The organism is Leptothrix sp. (in: b-proteobacteria) (assembly GCF_965250675.1).
Lineage (GTDB): Bacteria > Pseudomonadota > Gammaproteobacteria > Burkholderiales > Burkholderiaceae_C > Sphaerotilus.
In genome coordinates, this window is record NZ_CBDFPH010000001.1 from 746,657 (window position 1) to 764,805 (window position 18,149).

Here is an 18,149-nt window from a genome sequence, read left to right on the forward strand (position 1 = left end):
GTCCCCAGGAGGGGTCAGGCCCCAAGCCGGTTGATGACGATGAAGCCGTATACCGCGACCAGGCTGGCAATCAGGTAGAAAACCGTGGTTTTGGCCCAGGGCACTTCAGCGAGTTGCGTGCGCAGCGGGCCTTCATCTGCGGACTGTTTGCCGATCCACCAGGCTGCGGTGCACAGCGCCAGCACGAAGTACATCGAGGGTGCATAAGTCCTGGACAGGAACCAGGCGCAGGTCAGGAAACCGACCAGTGCCGCCCGGAGTTGTCCCGCCATGTGCTTTTCAGCGCGGCCGTCGGGCAGGTCGTCCGCCACGCGGCTGAGGCTCTTGAAAATCAGCACGATCAGGCCAAGCCAGATGAAGTAGCCCACCAGGCCCAGCTCCGAGAAACCGAGCACGTAGGAGTTGTGTGCCGTCAGCCGGTTGTGGTCGCGGAAGTTGCCGTAGCCCGCGCCGAAGATCGGATACGACCGGATCAGCTGGATGCCGACGGTCCACGCCTCGATGCGCTCCTCGGCCGAGCGTTCCTGGCTGGAGAACCCCCGGCCCGCAGCCATGTTGCCCACGATGGCAACCAGGCCCAGCACGCCCAGCAGCATGAAGGTGCGCAGCGTGCCGAGCGTGCGCCGCACGCTGAAGAACAGCAGCGAGGCAATGCCCACCACCGCACCGCGCGACTGGGTCAGCATGATGGCGTAGGCCACCGTGGCTCCGGGCGCCAGCACCACCACCAGATTGCGCAGCCAGCGCCCGCGAATCCACGCTCCGCCCAGCAGCGGCAGCACCACGACCAGTGCCTGTGCCAGGTCATTGGGGTCGCTCAGGAACCCCATTCCACGGATGCGCCAGAGATACCAGCCCGAGGTGTCCTGCGCGGGTATGAGTTGCGCAGCATCGGTGGCCGAGACGTCGGTGCCTGCCAGTTCCGCATCGTCATGAGCGCTGCTGTTCTGTCGCAGCACGAGTTCTCTCGCCCGCTCACCCGTGTGATAGGCGTTGATGCTGAGCGCAGAGGCCATGATCATGGCGATCGAAAAAACCGCGCAGGTGGCTTTCAGCCGTCGCAGCGAAGTGATGTTGAGCACGGCCAGCACGAACAGCATGACCGAAGGGCTGAACTCGCTGAGCGCCACCACGGCGCCGCCCGCCCAGCCTGCCGCCACCTTCGACACCGCCACCGCGACACACAGTGCAACCAGCAGCCACAGGTGCGTGGCGCGTGCGGCGATTTCCTTGCGTGAGATGGCGCGGCCCAGGGCCAGCACGAAGGCGAGACCCCAGATCAGCATCATCGGCCGGTATTCGTTCAGCGCAGGCGCGAACAACTCGATCGGCCGGAAAAAGCTGAGGAAGATATAGAGCAGGAAAAGTGCGAATGTCATTGCCGCAGGCACATCAGAAGGGTGTTCTCCTCGCCAGTGCAGGAGGTGCTGGGCGTCGAGACAATAGCCGCAGGATGTTAGCCGCAGCACCACGACAGAAAAGCGGCACAGTTGGTCACTGTCTCACGTCCGCATGACCTTCCTTGGGGTTGCAACGGCATGGGTACGGCCTGGGCGCTGGAAAACGGCCATCCTTCACATCCGGATGAATGCTGCCTGCGGTGCGGTGCTTATCATCACTTCCCCTTAATGCTGATCTCTGACCCCCACCGCATGACGACCTCTGCTGCTCCCTTGAAACGCGTGCTCTACCACCACCGAACCCAAGGCAAGGCTGTCGAGGGCGTGCACATTCGTGGCATCACCGATGCGCTGCGCGTCGAGGGTGTGGCCGTGGACATCATCTCCTTGCCTGGTGCCGACCCCTACGCCACGCCCAAGGCCATGTCGCCGACCCAGCAGGCGCGGCCCTGGATGAAGTGGGTGACCAAGCTGCCCGAGCCCTTGTTCGAGTTGGCCGAACTGGCCTACAACGCTGTTGCAGGCTGGCGCATTCGCAAGTACCTGAACGCGAACCCCGATGTCGAGCTGATCTACGAGCGCTATTCGCTCTTCATGTTCATCACGGTGGTGATCGCCCGCCTGCGCAGTATTCCCATCATCCTGGAAGTCAACGACTCCGCCACGGTCGACCGTGTGCGGCCGGTGTTCTTCCTGAAGATGGCCACCTGGATCGAGCGCTGGGTGGTCCGCAACTGCACCGGCATGGTGTTCGTCTCGGGCGTGTTCCGCGACCGGCTGCTCAAGGCACATGGCCACATGGCACCCGCGATCGTCACGCCGAACGCGGCCAATATCGACAAGTTCAGCTTCAGTGCCGAACAGCGCAGTGCCGCACGCAAGCAGTACGGCCTGGAGGGCAGTGCGGTCTGCGGCTATCTGGGCGCTTTCGTGCCCTGGCACGCCATCGATCAGTTTGTCTACCTGATTGCCGATCGCCTCAAGGCCCGGCCCGACCTCAAGCTGCTGCTGGTAGGCGACGGCGCCACGTTCGACACGGTCAAGGACTTTGTGACTCGTGAAGGCCTGGCTCAACAGGTGATCCTGACCGGCCGCGTCTCACATGACCAGGTACCTGGCCTGCTGGCAGCGATGGACATGGCGGTGCTGCCGAGCGCGGGCGACTACACCTCGCCGGTCAAGCTGTTCGAGTTCATGGCCTGCGCGATCGCGCCGATCGCGCCCAACTTCGAGCCGATCCAGGAAGTGGTCCGCGAAGACCAGACTGGCTGGATGTTCAAGGCGGGCGAACTGGAGGACGCCGTGCAGATGGTGCTCCAGCGCAGTCGCGATGTGGACGCACTCAAGCGCGTCGGCTTGGCCGCACGTGCCTACGTGGCTGCCGAGCGTCAGTGGCGCAACAACATCCTGCAGTTGGTTGACTTCAAGCGCCAGCTGGCGCGGCGCTGATTCGCGATGCTGTCCCTGCTTCTTGCCGACCTGCGCGCCAAGCAGCGGCTGTATCAACAGTATGGTCAGCCGTGCTCGCTGCTCAAGGCTGTGCTGGCAGACGGCACGCTGGCCAACACCTTGTTCCGTCTGCAGGGCATGCTGGTCAGCCTGCGCCTGACGCCGCTGGCCTTGCTGCCGCACTGGCTCAACAAGTGGCTCAACGGTTGCGTGATAGGGGTTAAAGCGCAGTTTGGTCCCGGCTTCGTGCTGGTGCACCCGATCGGCGTGGTCATCAATTCAGCCGTACGCGGCGGCAGCAACGTCTGGCTTGAGAGCAGCGTGGTGATTGGCGACAACCGGGGCGGTGTGCCGGTGCTGGGCGACGAGGTGTTCGTCGGCTCGGGCGCCAAGATCATTGGTGGACTGCATATTGGCGACGGTGCGCGTGTCGGCGCCAACGCGGTCGTACTGCATGACGTGCCTGCCGGCGCAACGGCCGTGGGCATTCCGGCTCGATGCCGGCCGGTCAAATCAGCCTGAGCTATGCCGACGCTCATTAAAAAAGCCGCACGAGCACCTCGTGCGGCTTTTTGATGTGGCGTGTCGTGAACTCAGGCCGCCAGCGCTTGGGCAGTATGGTGGGTCGTTGAAGCCGGCGAATTCGCCATGCGACCGTCCTTGAGGACGTCCAGCACCTGACCTGTCATTTGTGGCGGGACCGGAATGCCCATCAACGTGAGCATCGTCGGTGCGGCATCCAGGTTGGTGCAGCCTGGCAGTTGCACGCCGCTGCGTACACCGGCGCCCCAGAAGGCGAGGATGCCGTCGATGTGGTGCATGCCCTGCTTGACGGTCGGTGTGTCCATCACGAACAGGTCCTTGAGTGCCCGGGTGGTTTTGCTGCCATCGGCCTGCACGAAGTCGTACTCGACCGCGTCCTTGTTCTGCGCCAGTCCCAGCGGCGTGAGCGTGAGCTGGTCGTGCGTTTCCTGGATGGCAAACGCGCTCTCGCTACGCCCGCCCTGACGGCGCGTGACTTGACTGAAGCGCTGGATCAGCTCGGCGCGACGGCCTACGTCGGGAACCGTGAGATTCCACTGCGGCACCATGGTGGGAGTGACGTCGGTGATGCCATCACGGCCGATCAGGTCCAGCAGCGCATCAATGTTCTTGATGCGCACCACGATCTTGCCCTCGGCGTACTTGTCGCTCACGAAGGGCTGCTGGCCCATGCTGGAGGCCAGCACGATCACGGTGTCGTCGCCGACCATGGCCATGGCGCGGCCCAGCAGCTCATCGCAGAGCTGGTAGCCGTAGGGCACGGCTTCACCGTACTTGGTGCGCTCTTCGGGGGTCGATTTGGCCGTGAATCCGCTGTCGTCCCAGGCGCGCCAGTAGTGGTGCATGAAGTGCGCGGCGTGGTTGCTGTGCCAGGTCGAAAAGGCCGGGTTCTCGCGCTGATACAGCGCGCTGAAAATGTCGAAGTTCAGCGCCGGCTGCAGGCAGACCCGCTTCCAGCGTTGATGCGGCGTCATGCGCTCGCGCACCAGTTGGGCGGCAATCTTGCCCATCGTGCGCGGGCGCAGGCCCAGGCGCACCAGCGCCGCGCCAGTGCGCAGGCTGTCACCCAGCGTGGGCGTGCTCTTGGCGCCGGCGTGCACCTGGGTGTAGCGGCGGTTGATGGCCTGTACCGGTTGCAAGGCGCGCGGATGGGTGTCGTCGCTGGGCGCGAACGGGCCTGGCACCATGAAGCCGGGTACCGGCTTGGGTGGGTAGGCACTGACGCTGCCGAAGATGCCGATGCTGCGGCCGGCATCGCTGACGTATTCCCAGATGCGCCGCGCGCTGATGGTGTCGGCCGACTGCTCCAGCACCGAGGCGCCGTGCACTTCGGGTCGTACGCCAGTCAGCAGTGTCACCCAGGTGATCCAGGGGTCCAGCAGCGGCGCGCGCTCCACGGCCGACTGCACCGCCCAACTGCCTTGCTGGCGCAGCTTGACGAAGTTGGGCAGGAAAGCCGCGCCACGTTGTGCGATCAGGGTATCGATCACCCGCCAGTTGATCTCGTTGAACTCTAGTAGCAGGACTTTTTTTGCGGTGCTCATGGGGCGGCCCTCAAGGTCGGATTCATTCGATATTTTCGGAGTGATCAAGGTTGCGGAGTCCCCCTCGATTCAGGGGGCGCAGCGCAGACAGGCGTCAGGAGTGACCCTTGCCCACATGGGAGGACATGCGCAGCAGGCGGGAAAACACGGCCATGTAAGAGGCTTCGTTCAGCACGAAACGTGGCAACTGGTAGATGTCCGCGTTGCGGTCTCCCACGCCGAAAGCAGTGGAAACTGCTGCCTGATAACCCGCTTCACGCACCATGTGTGCGTGCTTTTTGGAGTAGTCCGAGTGCGGCTTGCCATTGGGATAGGCGAATGTGCGCGGCACCGTGCCCAGCAGCGAATGAAGGGCCTTCCGGTTGGTGATGATTTCACGCTGTGCGGTGGCGTCATCGACTTTCTCGAGGATCGGGTGGTTCACCGTGTGTCCGCCGATCGACATGCCGTTCTTGGCCAGTACACGAATCTGGTCCGTGCTCATCATGACGTCGTCCGGCAGCGCCGTGTCGGCGTTGTGGGCCAGTTCGTCGCAGAACGCTTGACGTTTCTCGAATGCGAAGTACTTGATGCCACGAGTGATGGCCTGGATGGCACTGACACGAGAGGCTGTGTCTGTGATCGTGATGGAGGTCAGGCCCCAGTGCGACAGATCAAGCGTGCCGACGGGCAAACGGCGCACGGCTTCCAGCACTGTGTCATTGAACATGCGGCCACCATCCAGGAAGCCGTTGGCGATATAGAACGTTGCCGTGAGGCCGTGCTTGGCGAGCAGTGGCAGGGCGACATCGTGATTGTCACGGTATCCGTCGTCGAATGTGATGCACACCGATCTTGGCGGCAGGCGGTCCTCGCGCAGTAACTCAGCCGCCTCGTCCATGGGCAGTATCTTGAATAACTCGGCGAGCACCTGGAATTGCAGGTCTGCTTGGGCCGCGTCCGGCACGCCGGGCTGCAGCGGATCGGGTTGAGCCAGAACGCGGTGATACATCAGTACGGGCAGACGAACATTTCCACTGCGCCAGTAGGCAGTGCTGGTCGCGGTGGAAAGCAAATGCCGTCCCAGTTTGTTCATGAGTATTCCCTGGATGTTGTCTGCGAGTGCTTTTATACGGCGTATTTTCCAGACTGAATTGACTTCAGGCAGTTTTGCTTGAGGTCGAGGCTTCGTCTGCAGGTACACCTTTCGTCATCATATGTTGCTTGAGTCGGCGCAATGCGTCCTCGGCTTTGAACCGGAGCTTGTTGCGTTGCAGGACAGACCACTGCAGTTCGGACGAATGCGTCGACATGGAGCGCTTGTAGCGCTGCTCTCCGGCCATGAAGTCATAAATGTCCAGACCCGCTGCTGCGCAGTGGGAGACGGCCTGTGCATGGCAGACCAGACCGGGACTGACCGAGCCTTTGAGCATGTCGTAGTCAATGCCCGTCTGATAGTTGTAGACGTGGCCGTGGTGGATGAAGTTGTACAGATAGCCCAGTGTCTGCTCACCCACCGTGATTCGCAGCAGTTGCACCTCCTTGCGAGGGAATGCGTGCGTGATCAGGTGTTGGTGGAAACGGTTGGAAAAATCGCTGGCGAATGCGCCAGGCTCTCCGCGTGCGATCCAATAAGGCTGGTGCAGGTTCTTCAGTGCAGCCAGATACTCCAGGGCCTCATCCAGCGTGGCCGCTTCAGTCAGCGCAATTTCCCCCAATCTGGCAAAAGCTTTTTCAGATTTTCGTATTTGGTAGCGTGATTGCTGGCCCAGGGCAGCGGGGTAATCGCCATTCTTTTCCCTCACCTTGGCCAGATCGACGAGAAAAGCCGGTTTGACTTCGGTCTTGAAGCGTGTGCCTGGCGTTTGCATGACGTCCGGCGGCAGCGTCGACATACCCGGCATATACAGTTCGTCCCAGTCGAGTTCCTGCGTCAGCAGATGAACGAGCATGGCGCGCTGGAGCAGGTCGCTGCTGTCGCGCCGGACCAGAAAGTGGTTGTATTCGATCGCAATCGCATCCGACACCGGGTTGCCGCTGGCGTTGAGATGCAGGCTTCGGCTGTGGACGAAACCATGCCGGCGGCTGGTGCGCCGACCAAGAAAGGCCAGTCCGGCCATGTCGCCATCAACACGCATCTGCAGCAGGCGCGGTTGTGCATCGGCTGGCAGCGTGGCCAGCCAACTGCCTATCCATGTCCAGGAGGTGAAGAATGAGACCTCCGCCTGGGCTTCCAGGCCGCGCCAGATGGGTTCTAGCGAAGCGGGCGGTGGGCAATCCGTGAGCAACAGGTCAGTCATGTGTGGTTGTCGATCCCTGGCGCAGATTCTTGATGTGCCGCAAGCTGGTTCGCTTTGCGTTTGTGCCGTATGGCACGCAAATGCTGCAGCGCACGCCAGGCCAAGGCGCCCCAGGCGCTGGTCGGCACGAAGGCGGTGACCAGGCGGCGCTGCTGCGGCCAGAGCTTTTCAATGAAGGAGTTGGGCGCCGAGCCGCTGTCGATGTAGCTCAGGTCGGCGCAGACCGTGGGTGCGTAGCGCACCAGTTCCGCCTCGTTGAGGATGCCCACGCCGTACTTGCGCAGGCTCTCGTCCCAGCCGACCTTGAAGGCAAAGCCGACCTGGCCCGAGACGAAGTTGCTGGTTGACGCGATGACCTTGTTGTCCAGGCGCAGTTCGGTGAACAGCGCACGCCCGGCAGTGGCAAAGCGGTGCGCCATGTCACGAAAAAATGCCTCGTCGGCGGGGTTGGACATCAGCGCGGTGCCTTCTTCGCGCTTCCAGCCCGTGTTTTCCAGTTGCAGGAAAGCGTCGATCACGTCGCTGCTGACGGTCTCCCGGTGAATCAGCCACTGCAGTTCGCTCTGTTCGCTGAGGCGGCGGCGGCAGCGCTCCATCTCGGCGTACTTGCTGCGCAGCGCCTGCTTGAGGCTGTCGAGCCCCGCGTTGGCGGGCACCAGCATGGCACGCTGCTGCACGCCGATCAGGCCGAGCGTGCGGCCCTTGGCCTGAACCACCTCGCTGAAGGTGGCCAGCAGCGGGCCGTCGTGGTCGATGTTGCGGATCACCAGGCCTGCGCTCAGCGGTGCCAGGCGCGCCAGTTTCTTGAGCAGGCAGGCGGTTGCCGGATGGGCCATTTGCCGGTCGATCAAGGGCGCGCTCAGGTACGAGTGCCGCGAGGTGTAGATCTCCCAGTGCGGCAGCGGCAGGATGTCGCTGCGCTGGCGCCGGCACACGACGGCAACACCCGCCAGTTTGGTGACCCCTGCGGCACGGCGCTCGATCAGGATGATCTGTGCCCCGGCGTCGGGGTCCAGATGCTGCAGCGCGGGCAGCATGAAGCAGGGCGACAGATAGGCGTTGGCCTCCAGCGCCTGATCTTCCAGCGCGGCCCAGGCGCGCAAATCTTGCTCATGCAGCGACTGCGGCGTGGCGCTGCGTGCATGGAAAGTGGCGTTGGACAAGTCGGACAAGGCTTGCGAAGGGGAGGGTGGGACCAAGTTCATGGATCAGGGCCGTGAGAGTGCTTGTGCGAGGAAAATTTAGAATCTCAATGACTTTTGATGGGAAAAGTACACAGGACAGCAATGCAGGTCCTGTGAGACACCGCACTGCAGCATTTTCCGGTCTGCAAGAAGTTGTTTCGGCCACCTGTGTGCTCAAGAGCGGTGTCACCGCGTGACATTGCCGCAAATACCAATACTTTTTCCCCGTTCATTCCGCTATTGATCCAATGCATTACTTCCCGTTTCTTTCATTTTTGTTGAGTCATTTTTGCATTTGTCTGTGCGGGGAGCGTGAATGACCACCCTTGCCGTCGTCGGCCTTGGCTACGTGGGCCTGCCCCTTGCTGTCGAGTTCGGCAAGAAGTACCGCACCATCGGTTTCGACCTGTCACAGCCCAAGATCGACGCTTACAAGCGCTTTGTCGACCCCACCGGCGAGGTCAGCACGGCTGAGCTTCAGGCCTCGACCGGTCTGGCGCCCACCACCGATGCCGCCGCGCTGCGCGAGGCCGATTTCGTGGTGGTGGCGGTGCCCACGCCGGTGGATGACGCCCACAACCCCGACTTCACGCCCTTGATCGGTGCCAGCCGTTCGGTGGGCCGCAACCTCAAGCCCGGCGCCATCGTCGTATACGAATCGACCGTCTACCCCGGTGCGACCGAGGAGGTCTGCATCCCCATCCTGGAGGCCGAGTCGGGCCTGACGTGGGGCGTGGACTTCTTTGTGGGTTACTCGCCCGAGCGCATCAATCCCGGCGACAAGCTGCACACGCTCACCACCATCGTCAAGGTGGTGTCGGGTGATAACGCCGACACGCTCGACAAGGTCGCCGAGGTCTACGGCAGCATCATCACCGCCGGGGTCTACAAGGCCAGTTCGATCAAGGTGGCCGAGGCCGCCAAGGTGATCGAGAACACCCAGCGCGACCTGAACATTGCGCTGGTCAACGAGCTGTCGCTGATCTTCCAGCGCATCGGCATCGATACCACCGAGGTGCTCGAAGCCGCCGGCACCAAGTGGAACTTCCTGCCCTTCCGCCCGGGGCTGGTCGGCGGTCATTGCATCGGCGTCGACCCCTACTACCTGACGCACAAGGCCGAACGCATGGGCTACCACCCGCAGGTGATCCTGGCCGGGCGGCGCATCAATGACGGCATGGCCAAGTACGTGGCCGAGCAGACGGTCAAGGAGTTGATCCGCCTGGGCTCGCCCGTCAAGGGCGCGCATGTGATCGTGCTGGGCCTGACCTTCAAGGAAAACTGCCCGGACCTGCGCAACAGCAAGGTGATCGACGTGATCCGCGAGCTTGAGAGCTACGGCGTCACGGTGCACGTGCACGACCCGGTGGCCGAGGCCGAAGAGGCCGTGCACGAATACGGCGTCGAGCTGGTTGCCTGGGAGCACCTGCCCCAGGCCAACGCCATTGTCGCGGCGGTGTCGCACCAGGAGTTCGTGGACCGGCCGCTCGATCAGCTGCTGGCCAAGCTGGCGCCAGGGGGCCTTTATGTGGACGTCAAGGCCCAGATCGACCGCACGGCACTGCAGGCGCGCGGCTTCCATGTCTGGCGTCTGTGATGGGCGGGCTCATGGCCACCCCCGCGCTGTACGCCATGCCCGAGAACCTGCAGGCCGCGCTGCTGGCCCAGCCGCGCCACTGGCTGGTGACGGGCAGCGCCGGCTTCATCGGCTCGCACCTGATCGAGACGCTCTTGCGGCTCGGCCAGCGTGTCACCAGCCTGGACAACTTTGCCACCGGGCATCAGCACAACCTCGATCAGGTCCGCGCGTTGGTGGGTGAGGAGGCGTGGGCAAGGCATCGCTTCATCCGGGGTGACATCGCCGAGCCGGCCGATTGCGCTGCGGCCTGCGCGGGCGTGGACATCGTGCTGCATCAGGCCGCACTGGGCTCGGTGCCGCGCTCCATGGCCGATCCGCAGACGACGCACCGCGCCAACGCCACCGGCTTCCTGAACATGCTGGTCGCTGCGCGCGACGCCAAGGTGCAGCGCTTTGTCTACGCCGCGTCCAGCTCCACCTACGGGGACTCGCCGACGCTGCCCAAGGTCGAAGACGTGATCGGCAAGCCACTGTCGCCGTACGCCGTCACCAAGTACCTCAACGAGCTGTATGCCGATGTGTTCGGCCGCTGCTACGGCCTGCCCACGGTGGGCTTGCGCTACTTCAATGTCTTCGGCCCGCGCCAGGATCCGGACGGCGCTTACGCGGCGGTCATCCCCAAGTGGGTCGCGGCCATGCTGCGCGGCGAGCGCTGCCGCATCAACGGCGACGGCGAGACCTCGCGCGACTTCTGCTTTGTGGCCAACGCGGTGCAGGCCAATCTGCGCGCCGGCATCGCCAGCGACGCCGAGGCGATCAATCAGGTCTACAACGTGGCAGTGGGCGACCGCACCACGCTGAATCAGCTGCACACGGCGCTGACCGACAACCTGCAGCGCGAGCGGCCGGCCTTGCAGATCGAGGCGCCGGACTATGCCGATTTCCGGGCCGGCGACGTGCGCCATTCGCTGGCCGACGTCAGCAAGGCGGGCCGTCTGCTGGGCTACGTGCCCACGCACGACGTGCACGCCGGGCTGGCCGTGGCGACCGGCTGGTACATCCGTCACGCAGGTGGATGACGCAGGTCCATGACCCCGCACATACCCTAGTGCAACTTTGACCGCAGGGGTGTAGTCTGAATCGGTCGATGGATGGTGAACCCGTCTGAGGTCGGCATATCAGAGCATTCGCCTCCCGGCTTGCGTCGGGGGGCGTCTTTTTTTATGCGCACTCCGTCCGATGCATGCCGGCCTAGGCGCCAGCGCCCATTCAGCGCCGCGACGACACCGCAATGCCCGCCACGATCAGCCCGAAGGCCGCAGCGTGGAAGGGCTGGGGCGCTTCGCCGATCATCACCGTCGACAGCAGCGCCGCAAACAGCGGCGTCAGGTTGACGAAGATCGACGCGGTGGTCGGCCCGGCCACCGCCACCGCCTGGCCCCACAGCGCGTAGGCCACCAGCGACGGGCCGATCACCACATACGCCAGTGCCGCCAGCACGCCGGGCGACCAATGCGGCACTTGCGTGGACAGCGTGCTTTCCACGCCCGCCGCACCGCCGGCCCACAGCACGCCGAACAGCGCTTGCACCAGCAGGAATTCGGCCCAGTTCCAGGGGCGGCGGCGGCCGTCGGCCTGCGTCACGCCGGGGCGTTGTGCGCCCAGCATGTGCGCGGGCGGGCGGGCCAGCATCCAGCTGTAGCCGGCCCAGGCGGCGGCGGCCACCAGCATGTAGAGGTCGCCGCGCACAAAGTGCAGATCGCCCAGCGCCGCCCAGTGGCCGCGCGTCAGCACCGTGGCCACGCCGGCCAGCGACAGCACGGCAGCCAGCACCTGCTGGCGGCGCGGGCGCTCGCCGTAGAAGAGCGCGCCCACGCTCAGCATCCACAGCGGCATGCTGGCGGCGATCAGCGTCACGTTGATGGGGGTCGAGGTGGTCAGCGCCAGGTACTGCAGCGCGTTGTAGGCGCCCACGCCCAGCAGGCCCAGCAGCGCGAAATACGGCCAGCGCGCCCGCACGGCCGCGCGGTCCTGCGCGCCGGCGAGCGCCCGCCAGCCGAGGGCCAGCAGCACCAGCAGCGCAATGCCCCAGCGCAGCGCGTTGAGCAGCAGCGGCGGCACCAGCGGCACCGTCATGCGCCCGACCACGGCGTTGCCGGCCCACAGCAGCGGTGGCAGGGTCAGGCAGAGCAGGGTGCGGGCATTGAGTTGCATGAAGGGACCGGGGAGGCACAGGGCTGCGCGATCGTAGCGGTTGGGCTAAGCTGGCCGCTCCCAAAACGACATGAGGAGACACGACATGCCCCGCGCCATCCAGATCCAGCAGTTCGGCGGCCCCGAAGTCCTGCAGCTCGTTGACTTGCCGGTGGGCGAGCCCGGTCCTGGCGAGGTGCGCATCCGCCACCACGCGGTCGGCCTGAACTTCATCGACATCTACCAGCGCACCGGCCTCTACCCCAACGCGCTGCCGCTGGCGCTCGGCATGGAAGGCGCCGGCGTGATCGAGGCGGTGGGCGAGGGCGTCACCCACCTGCAGCCCGGCGACCGTGCCGCCTACGCCAGCCAACCCCCAGGCAGTTATTGCGAAGTGCGCGTGATGCCCGCCAAGTGCGTGGTGCAGCTGCCCGACGGCATCGACTTCGAGACCGGCGCGGCCATGATGCTCAAGGGCCTGACCGCGCAGTACCTGCTCAAGTCGACCCTGCCGCAAGGTGGGCTGCAGGCCGGCGACTTCGTGCTGTTCCATGCCGCTGCCGGCGGCGTGGGCCTGATCGCCTGCCAGTGGGCGCGCGCGCTCGGGCTGCAGCTGATCGGCACCGCCGGCAGCGATGCCAAGTGCGCACTGGCGCTGGCTCATGGTGCGAGCCACGTCATCAACTACCGCAGCGAGAACTTCGTCGAGCGCGTCAAGGCCATCACCGGCGGCCGTGGCGTCAAGGTGGTCTATGACTCGATCGGCAAGGACACGTTTGAAGGCTCGCTCGATTGCCTGCAGCCCTTCGGCCTGTTCGCGACCTACGGCAACGCCTCTGGCCCCATTCCGCCCTACAGCCTGGGCGGCCTGGGCGCCAAGGGCTCGCTCTACGTGACGCGGCCGACGCTGTTCACCCACATCGCCACCCGCGAGCGCACACAGGCGATGGCTGATGACCTGTTTGCGGTGGTCACCAGCGGCGCGGTCAGGATCCGCATCGACCAGCGCTACCCGCTGGAGCAGGTGGCGCAGGCGCATCGCGACCTGGAAGCGCGCGCCACCACCGGCTGCAGCATCCTGACGCTGTGAATGAGCGCTGCAGGGCGTGGCTCAGGCCGCGCTTGGCAGGGCAGCGCGCAGCGTTTCGGCCAGCGGCGTGGTCGGACGGCCGATCAGGGCGCTGAGCTGGCGGCTGTCGTCGAACAGCGCGCCGTGGGCGGCGCCGGTGTCGGAGTCGGCCAGCAGCGCGGCCAGGCCCTCGGGCAGGCCGATGCTTTGCAGCGCGGCCTGGAAGGCGGCTTCGGGCATGTCCTGGTACTGCACCGGCTTGCCGGACTGACGGGCGATTTCGGCGGCGTACTCGGCCAGGGTGTAGGCGCTGTCGCCGGCCAGCTCGAAAGTGCGGCCGGCCAGGTCGTCGCGGGTCAGCGCGGCCACGGCGGCAGCGGCGTAGTCTGCGCGTGATGCGGTCGAGAAGCGGCCCTCGCCGGCGCAGCCCAGCACCACGCCGTGCGCCAGCGCGGCGCCGACGGACATGGTGTGGTTCTCGGTGTACCAGCCGTTGCGCAGCAGCGTGAAGGGCAGGCCACTGGCGCGGATCAGTGCCTCGGTGTCGCGGTGCTCGGCGGCCAGGCCCAGCGGCGAGGTGTCGGCGCGCAGCACGCTGGTGTAGGCCAGCTGGCCGACGCGGGCGCGCTGTGCGGCCTCGATCACGGCGCGGTGCTGCGGCAGGCGCTGGCCGACTTCACTGGACGAGATCAGCAGCAGCCGCTCGGCGCCGGCAAAAGCCGCATCCAGCGTGGCGGGCTGACTGTAGTCGGCGTGGCGGACCTGCACGCCGCGTGCGGCCAGGTCTGCGGCCTTGGCGGGCGCGCGCACGGCGGCGACGATGTGGCTGGCAGGCACGTGGGCCGCCAGCAGTTGGTCGATGACGAGGCGGCCGAGTTGGCCGGTGGCGCCGGTGATGACGATCATGAGGAAAAGTCCTTGGTGGGCTGGAACAGGGTCGGCAGAATACCGGCCTAACTTACTTTTAGTAAGTACGTACCTGGAGGTAAGTGCCATGTCCACCGATTCCCTGCCCGAACGGGCGCCCGTGACCGTGGCCACGGCGGTCACCTTGACCGATCAACTGCGCCGAGGTGAGTTGTTCTCGGCCGACTGCCCATCGCGCGAGGTGCTCAAGCACGTCACCAGCCGCTGGGGGGTGCTGGTGCTGGTGGCCTTGCTGGCAGGGACGCACCGCTTCAGCGACCTGCGCCGCAAGGTCGGTGGTGTCAGCGAGAAGATGCTGGCGCAGACGCTGCAGTGGCTCGAAAGCGACGGCTTCGTCCACCGCGAAGCCCGCCCGGTCGTGCCGCCTCATGTCGAATACAGCCTGACGCCTCTGGGCCATGACGTCGCCCAGCATGTGCAGGCGCTGGCCGACTGGATCGAGGTGCAGCTGCCCCAGATCCTGGCCAGCCGGAGCACCCCTCAGGGTGGGCTCCGGCGTCTGGCTCTCGCACGCATCACCCCGACAGCTGCAGCAGCCTGACGCTGCGAGGCGAGAGGCTCAATCGGCCGCGTCCGTGGCGGTGTCGACGCCGGTGTCTATGCCCGCCTCCACGTTCAGCGGCTGCGCCACTTCGGTGGCAGCTGCGGCCACCTGTTCCTGACGCGCCTGCTCGACCAGGTAGGTTACCGCCGACATCATCAGGTTGGCGACGCGGTGCGGCGGGCTGGCGTAGAAGTCTTTCCAGGCCTGGGCGCGGTGCTCGTTGTAGTCGGCCGCAGCGGCCTGTCCGGCGTCCAGGCCCTGTTCCCAGCCCTGGCGCACTGCGATGCCCACCAGCACGTCCATCACCAGCCAGCTGTCGAGGTGCAGGTCGGCGTTGGCGCGGAAGATGTCGCTCAGCGCCAGCAGCGCCTCGATGTTGAGCTGGCGGTATTCGGGCGCGTGGATCTTGTTGAGCAGGTCCTCGACCTGCAGCGCGAAGCCGCGCTCGCCGGGTGTGGTGTCGGCACGCGCCAGGGCGCTGTCGAGGCGGTTGCGCACATCGAGCTGGTCGCCGATCACCAGGCCGGGCACCTGGCGCAGCAGCGCCCAGACGCGCTCGTAGAAGTCGGCCGGCACGCGGGTGAGCACGCCGCTGAGTTCGCGCCAGGCCAGCCAGCCGGGCACGTCTTCGGGCAGCACCGCGTCGTTGTCGGCCGGGAATTCCACCGCCACCAGCGCGCCGTTGCCCCGGCCGGCGTGGATGTGCAGCGACTGCAGGCGCACCAGATTGAGGCTCATTTCCTGTTCGCGCGCGATCACCTCGCGCAGCCGCGCCAGCAGCGCCTGCGGGCTGCATTCGAGCAGGTGGTCGAAGGCCTCGCCCTGGCTCAGGCCATGCTCCAGCGCCAGCGTGCCGGTGATGAGCAGCAGCAGGTACCAGGGCCGCAGCGTCAGCGTGCCCTTGAACAGCGGCGCGTCGGCCTTGATGAGCGTGCCCAGCAGCAGCACGATTTCCTGGATCAGCACGCGGCCGCGCACGTCGGTGCCGCCGTAGCGGCGCAGGCGCTCGAACAGCTCGACGTTGCCCAGCGGCGTGCTGATGATGGCCTGCGCGTTGTAGGCGCGGCCAACCGAGACCTGCTTCTGGCGCATGACGATCTGGGCGACGGCGTCCTCGAAGGTCTCGTCGTGGATGTCGAGCACCGCGGCCGCGCGGCGGATCACGCCCCAGCGGCGCTGGCGGCTGGCGCGGGCGTAGATCGCCTCGGTCAGCTGGCGCAGCGTCACGCCCGGTGCAGTGTGCGCGTCCAGCCCCCAGCGCTGCACCAGCAGGCCGAGGATCTCGATCTGCTCGTACGGGTTGCGGCTGCGGTCGAGCTGGCGTTGCAGCCAGTGATCGTCCTGCGTGCGCTCCAGCGTGGCGGCGCGGGCGGGGCTGAGGGCGCGGGTGGCGGCCTCTTCCCAGTGCAGCACGGCAGCCGCGGCGGTCTGATCGGGCGCCGGCGCGGCTTCGGCGGGCAGCGGCGGCAGGTGGTCGAGGTGGCAGACCTCGGCCTGCGGCAGCAGCTCGGCCAGCGTACCGGTGCGCACCGGTACAGCCGCGTCGCCGGTGGGCGCCGACAGCTCACGCAGCGCGGCCAGCAGGCCGTCGGCGCCCGGCGCATCGAGCATCGGCAGGCTGATGAGCAGCGTCAGCAGCGGTTGCGCGGGCGAGGTGGAGGTGGAACCACTGGCCGTACCCGTGCGCCAGTGGCCGCGCAGGTAGGCGACTTCGGCCTGGATCTCGTCGACCAGCAGGCGGTTGTCCAGGCTCAGGTAGAAGCCCTGGCGGTTGAACAGCGCGGGCAGGAAGACCTCGATCTGGTCGCCCTGCCGGTAGGCGCGGCTGGTGGCGAGGCTGCCGGGGCGCTCGCGCGGGCGACCGCTCAGGCCGAGATCGTCCCAGCGGCCGAGTTGCGTCAGCGCGGCGTCCAGTTCATCGGCATAGCGCACCTGCACCGGCTGCACCTGGGCGAGCGTCTGCGCAGCAATGCCGTGCGAGGCCAGCCGCGCCTGCACCAGCGGGCCGGTGGCCAGCAGCGCCAGCTGCACGCAAACGGGCGCGGCCGCCTGCGCGGCCACCGACGGCTTCAGCACGCGGTGGCGGCCGAGCGGGTCGAGCTGCTCGGGCCGCACCAGCCCTTCGTGCAGCAGCACGCCGACCAGGTAGAGGCTTTGCGCCCAGACCAGCGGCACGTTGTCGTTGGGCACGCGGTCCTGGCTGCGCGGGTTTTCGCGCTCGGCCTCGACCGCCTCGGGCGGCACGAAGTACAGCTCGGGCAGCAGGCGCTGGCCGTCGCGCTCGACCATCAGGCCGTCCAGCCGCGCGCGGTAGTCGGCCGCCAGTGCGGTGTCGCCGCGCAGTTCGGCGTCGATCAGCAGGTAGGTGAAGAACAGCGGCCACTCGCTCTCGATGCGGCGAAAGCGCTGCAGCTCGCCCGGTTCGTAGTGCAGCCGGCTGTGGTCCTCGACCACGGTCTGGTGGCCGTCGCGCAGGAAGCGCTTGCAGCCGTAGCGGCCCTGCAGCTTGGCGACGACGCGCTCGCGCGTGGCATCCGCCAGCGCCACGTCGCCCACCGCAAAGGCCGGGAAGCCGATGATGGACAGCAGCGCGCCGTCGGTCTCCTTGCTCTCGGATTCGCGCGGCAGCAGGCCGGCCAGCGTCGTGCGGGCCTGGGCGATGTCGTCGGGCTGCACGCCGATGCGCGGCGCGCGGCCGGGCAGCAGGTCGAAGCCGCTGATGGCTTCGAGCGCCGCCTTGGCCATGCCGACCGAGCTGGCATTGATCTCGGCCCGGCCTTCGTTGCGCTTGTGGCCGCGCTCCCAGATGCCGTAGTCGGGCGTGCGGTGCGCGTGCGCCAGGTAGTGCACCAGGTTCTGCACAAAGGCCACTTCGGCGGGCGTCTGCACGATGGCCAGGCCGCTGGCGCTCATCTGCGCCAATTGCAGCAGGAAGATCGCGGTGGCGTCGATCTGCAGGTGGCCCCATTCGGCGTCGCCCACCACCCAGTCGCCGCTGCGCGTGGAGTACTTGGCGTGCAGCGCGTCCAGCGGGTGCTGGGTGTGCTTGAAGCGCTCGACCTTGTGCGCCTGCTTCATCATCGCCGCCAGCAGGCCGCGCATCAGCGCGACCACGCGTTGCTGCAACTCGGCGGCCACGTCGGGCTGGCTCTCGCGGTGAGCCAGCTCCAACGCCCAGACGCCCAGGATGCTGTAGACGTTGTCGCGCACCCAGGCGTGGGTGTAGTCGCCGTGCACCGTGATGGCGGTGCTGGCGGGCAGCAGGCCGGTGTTGGGGTCCTGGCGCGTCAGGATGATGGCGCGGGCCTGCGCGGTGTACGCCGCCAGGGCATCAGCGGACACAGGCGAGGTTGAAACGGAGTCGGTGCGTGAGGTCATGTGCTTCATGAAGCAAGACCAGCGCCAGGCATGGGTGCGGGTCTTGCTCCAACATCAGGG

14 protein-coding genes are annotated in these 18,149 nt (G+C 66.2%); 6 read left to right on the forward strand and 8 right to left on the reverse strand.

What is annotated here, in order from left to right; translation table 11 throughout:
- Positions 1–14: 14 nt before the first annotated feature.
- On the reverse strand, positions 15–1,379 hold the full coding sequence (locus tag AC5IG3_RS03390; protein WP_491904865.1) for an O-antigen ligase family protein: 1,365 nt from the start codon (positions 1,377–1,379) through the stop codon (positions 15–17).
- 273 nt (positions 1,380–1,652) lie between these two features.
- Between AC5IG3_RS03390 and AC5IG3_RS03395 the strand changes: the two genes are divergently transcribed.
- Entirely contained in the window at positions 1,653–2,849 is a 1,197-nt protein-coding gene (locus AC5IG3_RS03395; RefSeq protein WP_491904866.1) for a glycosyltransferase, read from the forward strand.
- A gap of 6 nt (positions 2,850–2,855) precedes the next feature.
- The gene (locus tag AC5IG3_RS03400) at positions 2,856–3,371 is read left to right on the forward strand and encodes a serine acetyltransferase (RefSeq protein ID WP_491904867.1); all 516 of its coding nucleotides are present in this window, start codon (positions 2,856–2,858) and stop codon (positions 3,369–3,371) included.
- Positions 3,372–3,442: 71 nt separating this feature from the next.
- Here the strand turns inward: AC5IG3_RS03400 and AC5IG3_RS03405 are convergent, their stop codons facing one another.
- The 4 genes from AC5IG3_RS03405 to AC5IG3_RS03420 all read right to left on the reverse strand — a co-directional run bounded on the left by AC5IG3_RS03405 (position 3,443) and on the right by AC5IG3_RS03420 (position 8,420).
- Positions 3,443–4,936: a hypothetical protein gene (locus AC5IG3_RS03405; protein WP_491904868.1), complete on the reverse strand. Its 1,494-nt coding sequence runs from the start codon at positions 4,934–4,936 to the stop codon at positions 3,443–3,445.
- Between the two features lie 94 nt (positions 4,937–5,030).
- Positions 5,031–6,011, reverse strand: coding sequence for a polysaccharide deacetylase family protein (locus AC5IG3_RS03410; protein ID WP_491904869.1), 981 nt, complete (start codon positions 6,009–6,011; stop codon positions 5,031–5,033).
- Positions 6,012–6,075: 64 nt separating this feature from the next.
- Positions 6,076–7,215 carry a GNAT family N-acetyltransferase gene (locus AC5IG3_RS03415; RefSeq protein ID WP_491904870.1) on the reverse strand — a complete coding sequence of 380 codons (1,140 nt, stop codon included), beginning with the start codon at positions 7,213–7,215 and terminating at the stop codon, positions 6,076–6,078.
- Positions 7,212–8,420 (reverse strand): GNAT family N-acetyltransferase, encoded by a 1,209-nt coding sequence (locus AC5IG3_RS03420; protein ID WP_491904871.1) that lies wholly within the window; start codon positions 8,418–8,420, stop codon positions 7,212–7,214. Before AC5IG3_RS03420 ends, AC5IG3_RS03415 begins: the two co-directional genes overlap by 4 nt.
- Before the next feature lie 295 nt (positions 8,421–8,715).
- Between AC5IG3_RS03420 and AC5IG3_RS03425 the strand changes: the two genes are divergently transcribed.
- Positions 8,716–9,996, forward strand: coding sequence for a nucleotide sugar dehydrogenase (locus tag AC5IG3_RS03425; protein WP_491904872.1), 1,281 nt, complete (start codon positions 8,716–8,718; stop codon positions 9,994–9,996).
- Positions 9,997–10,007: 11 nt separating this feature from the next.
- Positions 10,008–11,057, forward strand: coding sequence for an SDR family oxidoreductase (locus tag AC5IG3_RS03430; protein WP_491904873.1), 1,050 nt, complete (start codon positions 10,008–10,010; stop codon positions 11,055–11,057).
- A 190-nt stretch (positions 11,058–11,247) separates the two neighbouring features.
- Here the strand turns inward: AC5IG3_RS03430 and AC5IG3_RS03435 are convergent, their stop codons facing one another.
- Entirely contained in the window at positions 11,248–12,192 is a 945-nt protein-coding gene (locus AC5IG3_RS03435; RefSeq protein WP_491904874.1) for a DMT family transporter, read from the reverse strand.
- Between the two features lie 85 nt (positions 12,193–12,277).
- Between AC5IG3_RS03435 and AC5IG3_RS03440 the strand changes: the two genes are divergently transcribed.
- Positions 12,278–13,261, forward strand: a complete 984-nt coding sequence (locus tag AC5IG3_RS03440) for a quinone oxidoreductase family protein (protein WP_491904875.1) — start codon at positions 12,278–12,280, stop codon at positions 13,259–13,261.
- 21 nt (positions 13,262–13,282) lie between these two features.
- On the opposite strand, the gene AC5IG3_RS03445 is transcribed toward AC5IG3_RS03440, so the two are convergent.
- Complete coding sequence (locus AC5IG3_RS03445; RefSeq protein WP_491904876.1) at positions 13,283–14,146, reverse strand: SDR family oxidoreductase; 864 nt, start codon at positions 14,144–14,146, stop codon at positions 13,283–13,285.
- 88 nt (positions 14,147–14,234) lie between these two features.
- Between AC5IG3_RS03445 and AC5IG3_RS03450 the strand changes: the two genes are divergently transcribed.
- Complete coding sequence (locus tag AC5IG3_RS03450) at positions 14,235–14,708, forward strand: winged helix-turn-helix transcriptional regulator (protein WP_491904877.1); 474 nt, start codon at positions 14,235–14,237, stop codon at positions 14,706–14,708.
- A gap of 18 nt (positions 14,709–14,726) precedes the next feature.
- On the opposite strand, the gene AC5IG3_RS03455 is transcribed toward AC5IG3_RS03450, so the two are convergent.
- Entirely contained in the window at positions 14,727–18,089 is a 3,363-nt protein-coding gene (locus tag AC5IG3_RS03455; protein WP_491904878.1) for a glycoside hydrolase family 15 protein, read from the reverse strand.
- Positions 18,090–18,149: the final 60 nt, after the last annotated feature.

Excerpts from the sequence above, each read along its gene's own strand:
- AC5IG3_RS03400 (WP_491904867.1), top strand. The coding sequence starts at position 2,856 with ATGCTGTCCCTGCTTCTTGCCGACCTGCGCGCCAAGCAGCGGCTGTAT.
- AC5IG3_RS03395 (WP_491904866.1), top strand. The coding sequence starts at position 1,653 with ATGACGACCTCTGCTGCTCCCTTGAAACGCGTGCTCTACCACCACCGA.
- AC5IG3_RS03455 (WP_491904878.1), bottom strand. The coding sequence starts at position 18,089 with ATGACCTCACGCACCGACTCCGTTTCAACCTCGCCTGTGTCCGCTGAT.
- AC5IG3_RS03405 (WP_491904868.1), bottom strand. The coding sequence starts at position 4,936 with ATGAGCACCGCAAAAAAAGTCCTGCTACTAGAGTTCAACGAGATCAAC.
- AC5IG3_RS03445 (WP_491904876.1), bottom strand. The coding sequence starts at position 14,146 with ATGATCGTCATCACCGGCGCCACCGGCCAACTCGGCCGCCTCGTCATC.
- AC5IG3_RS03450 (WP_491904877.1), top strand. The coding sequence starts at position 14,235 with ATGTCCACCGATTCCCTGCCCGAACGGGCGCCCGTGACCGTGGCCACG.
- AC5IG3_RS03430 (WP_491904873.1), top strand. The coding sequence starts at position 10,008 with ATGGCCACCCCCGCGCTGTACGCCATGCCCGAGAACCTGCAGGCCGCG.
- AC5IG3_RS03425 (WP_491904872.1), top strand. The coding sequence starts at position 8,716 with ATGACCACCCTTGCCGTCGTCGGCCTTGGCTACGTGGGCCTGCCCCTT.
- AC5IG3_RS03440 (WP_491904875.1), top strand. The coding sequence starts at position 12,278 with ATGCCCCGCGCCATCCAGATCCAGCAGTTCGGCGGCCCCGAAGTCCTG.
- AC5IG3_RS03390 (WP_491904865.1), bottom strand. The coding sequence starts at position 1,379 with ATGACATTCGCACTTTTCCTGCTCTATATCTTCCTCAGCTTTTTCCGG.
- AC5IG3_RS03410 (WP_491904869.1), bottom strand. The coding sequence starts at position 6,011 with ATGAACAAACTGGGACGGCATTTGCTTTCCACCGCGACCAGCACTGCC.
- AC5IG3_RS03420 (WP_491904871.1), bottom strand. The coding sequence starts at position 8,420 with ATGAACTTGGTCCCACCCTCCCCTTCGCAAGCCTTGTCCGACTTGTCC.
- AC5IG3_RS03415 (WP_491904870.1), bottom strand. The coding sequence starts at position 7,215 with ATGACTGACCTGTTGCTCACGGATTGCCCACCGCCCGCTTCGCTAGAA.
- AC5IG3_RS03435 (WP_491904874.1), bottom strand. The coding sequence starts at position 12,192 with ATGCAACTCAATGCCCGCACCCTGCTCTGCCTGACCCTGCCACCGCTG.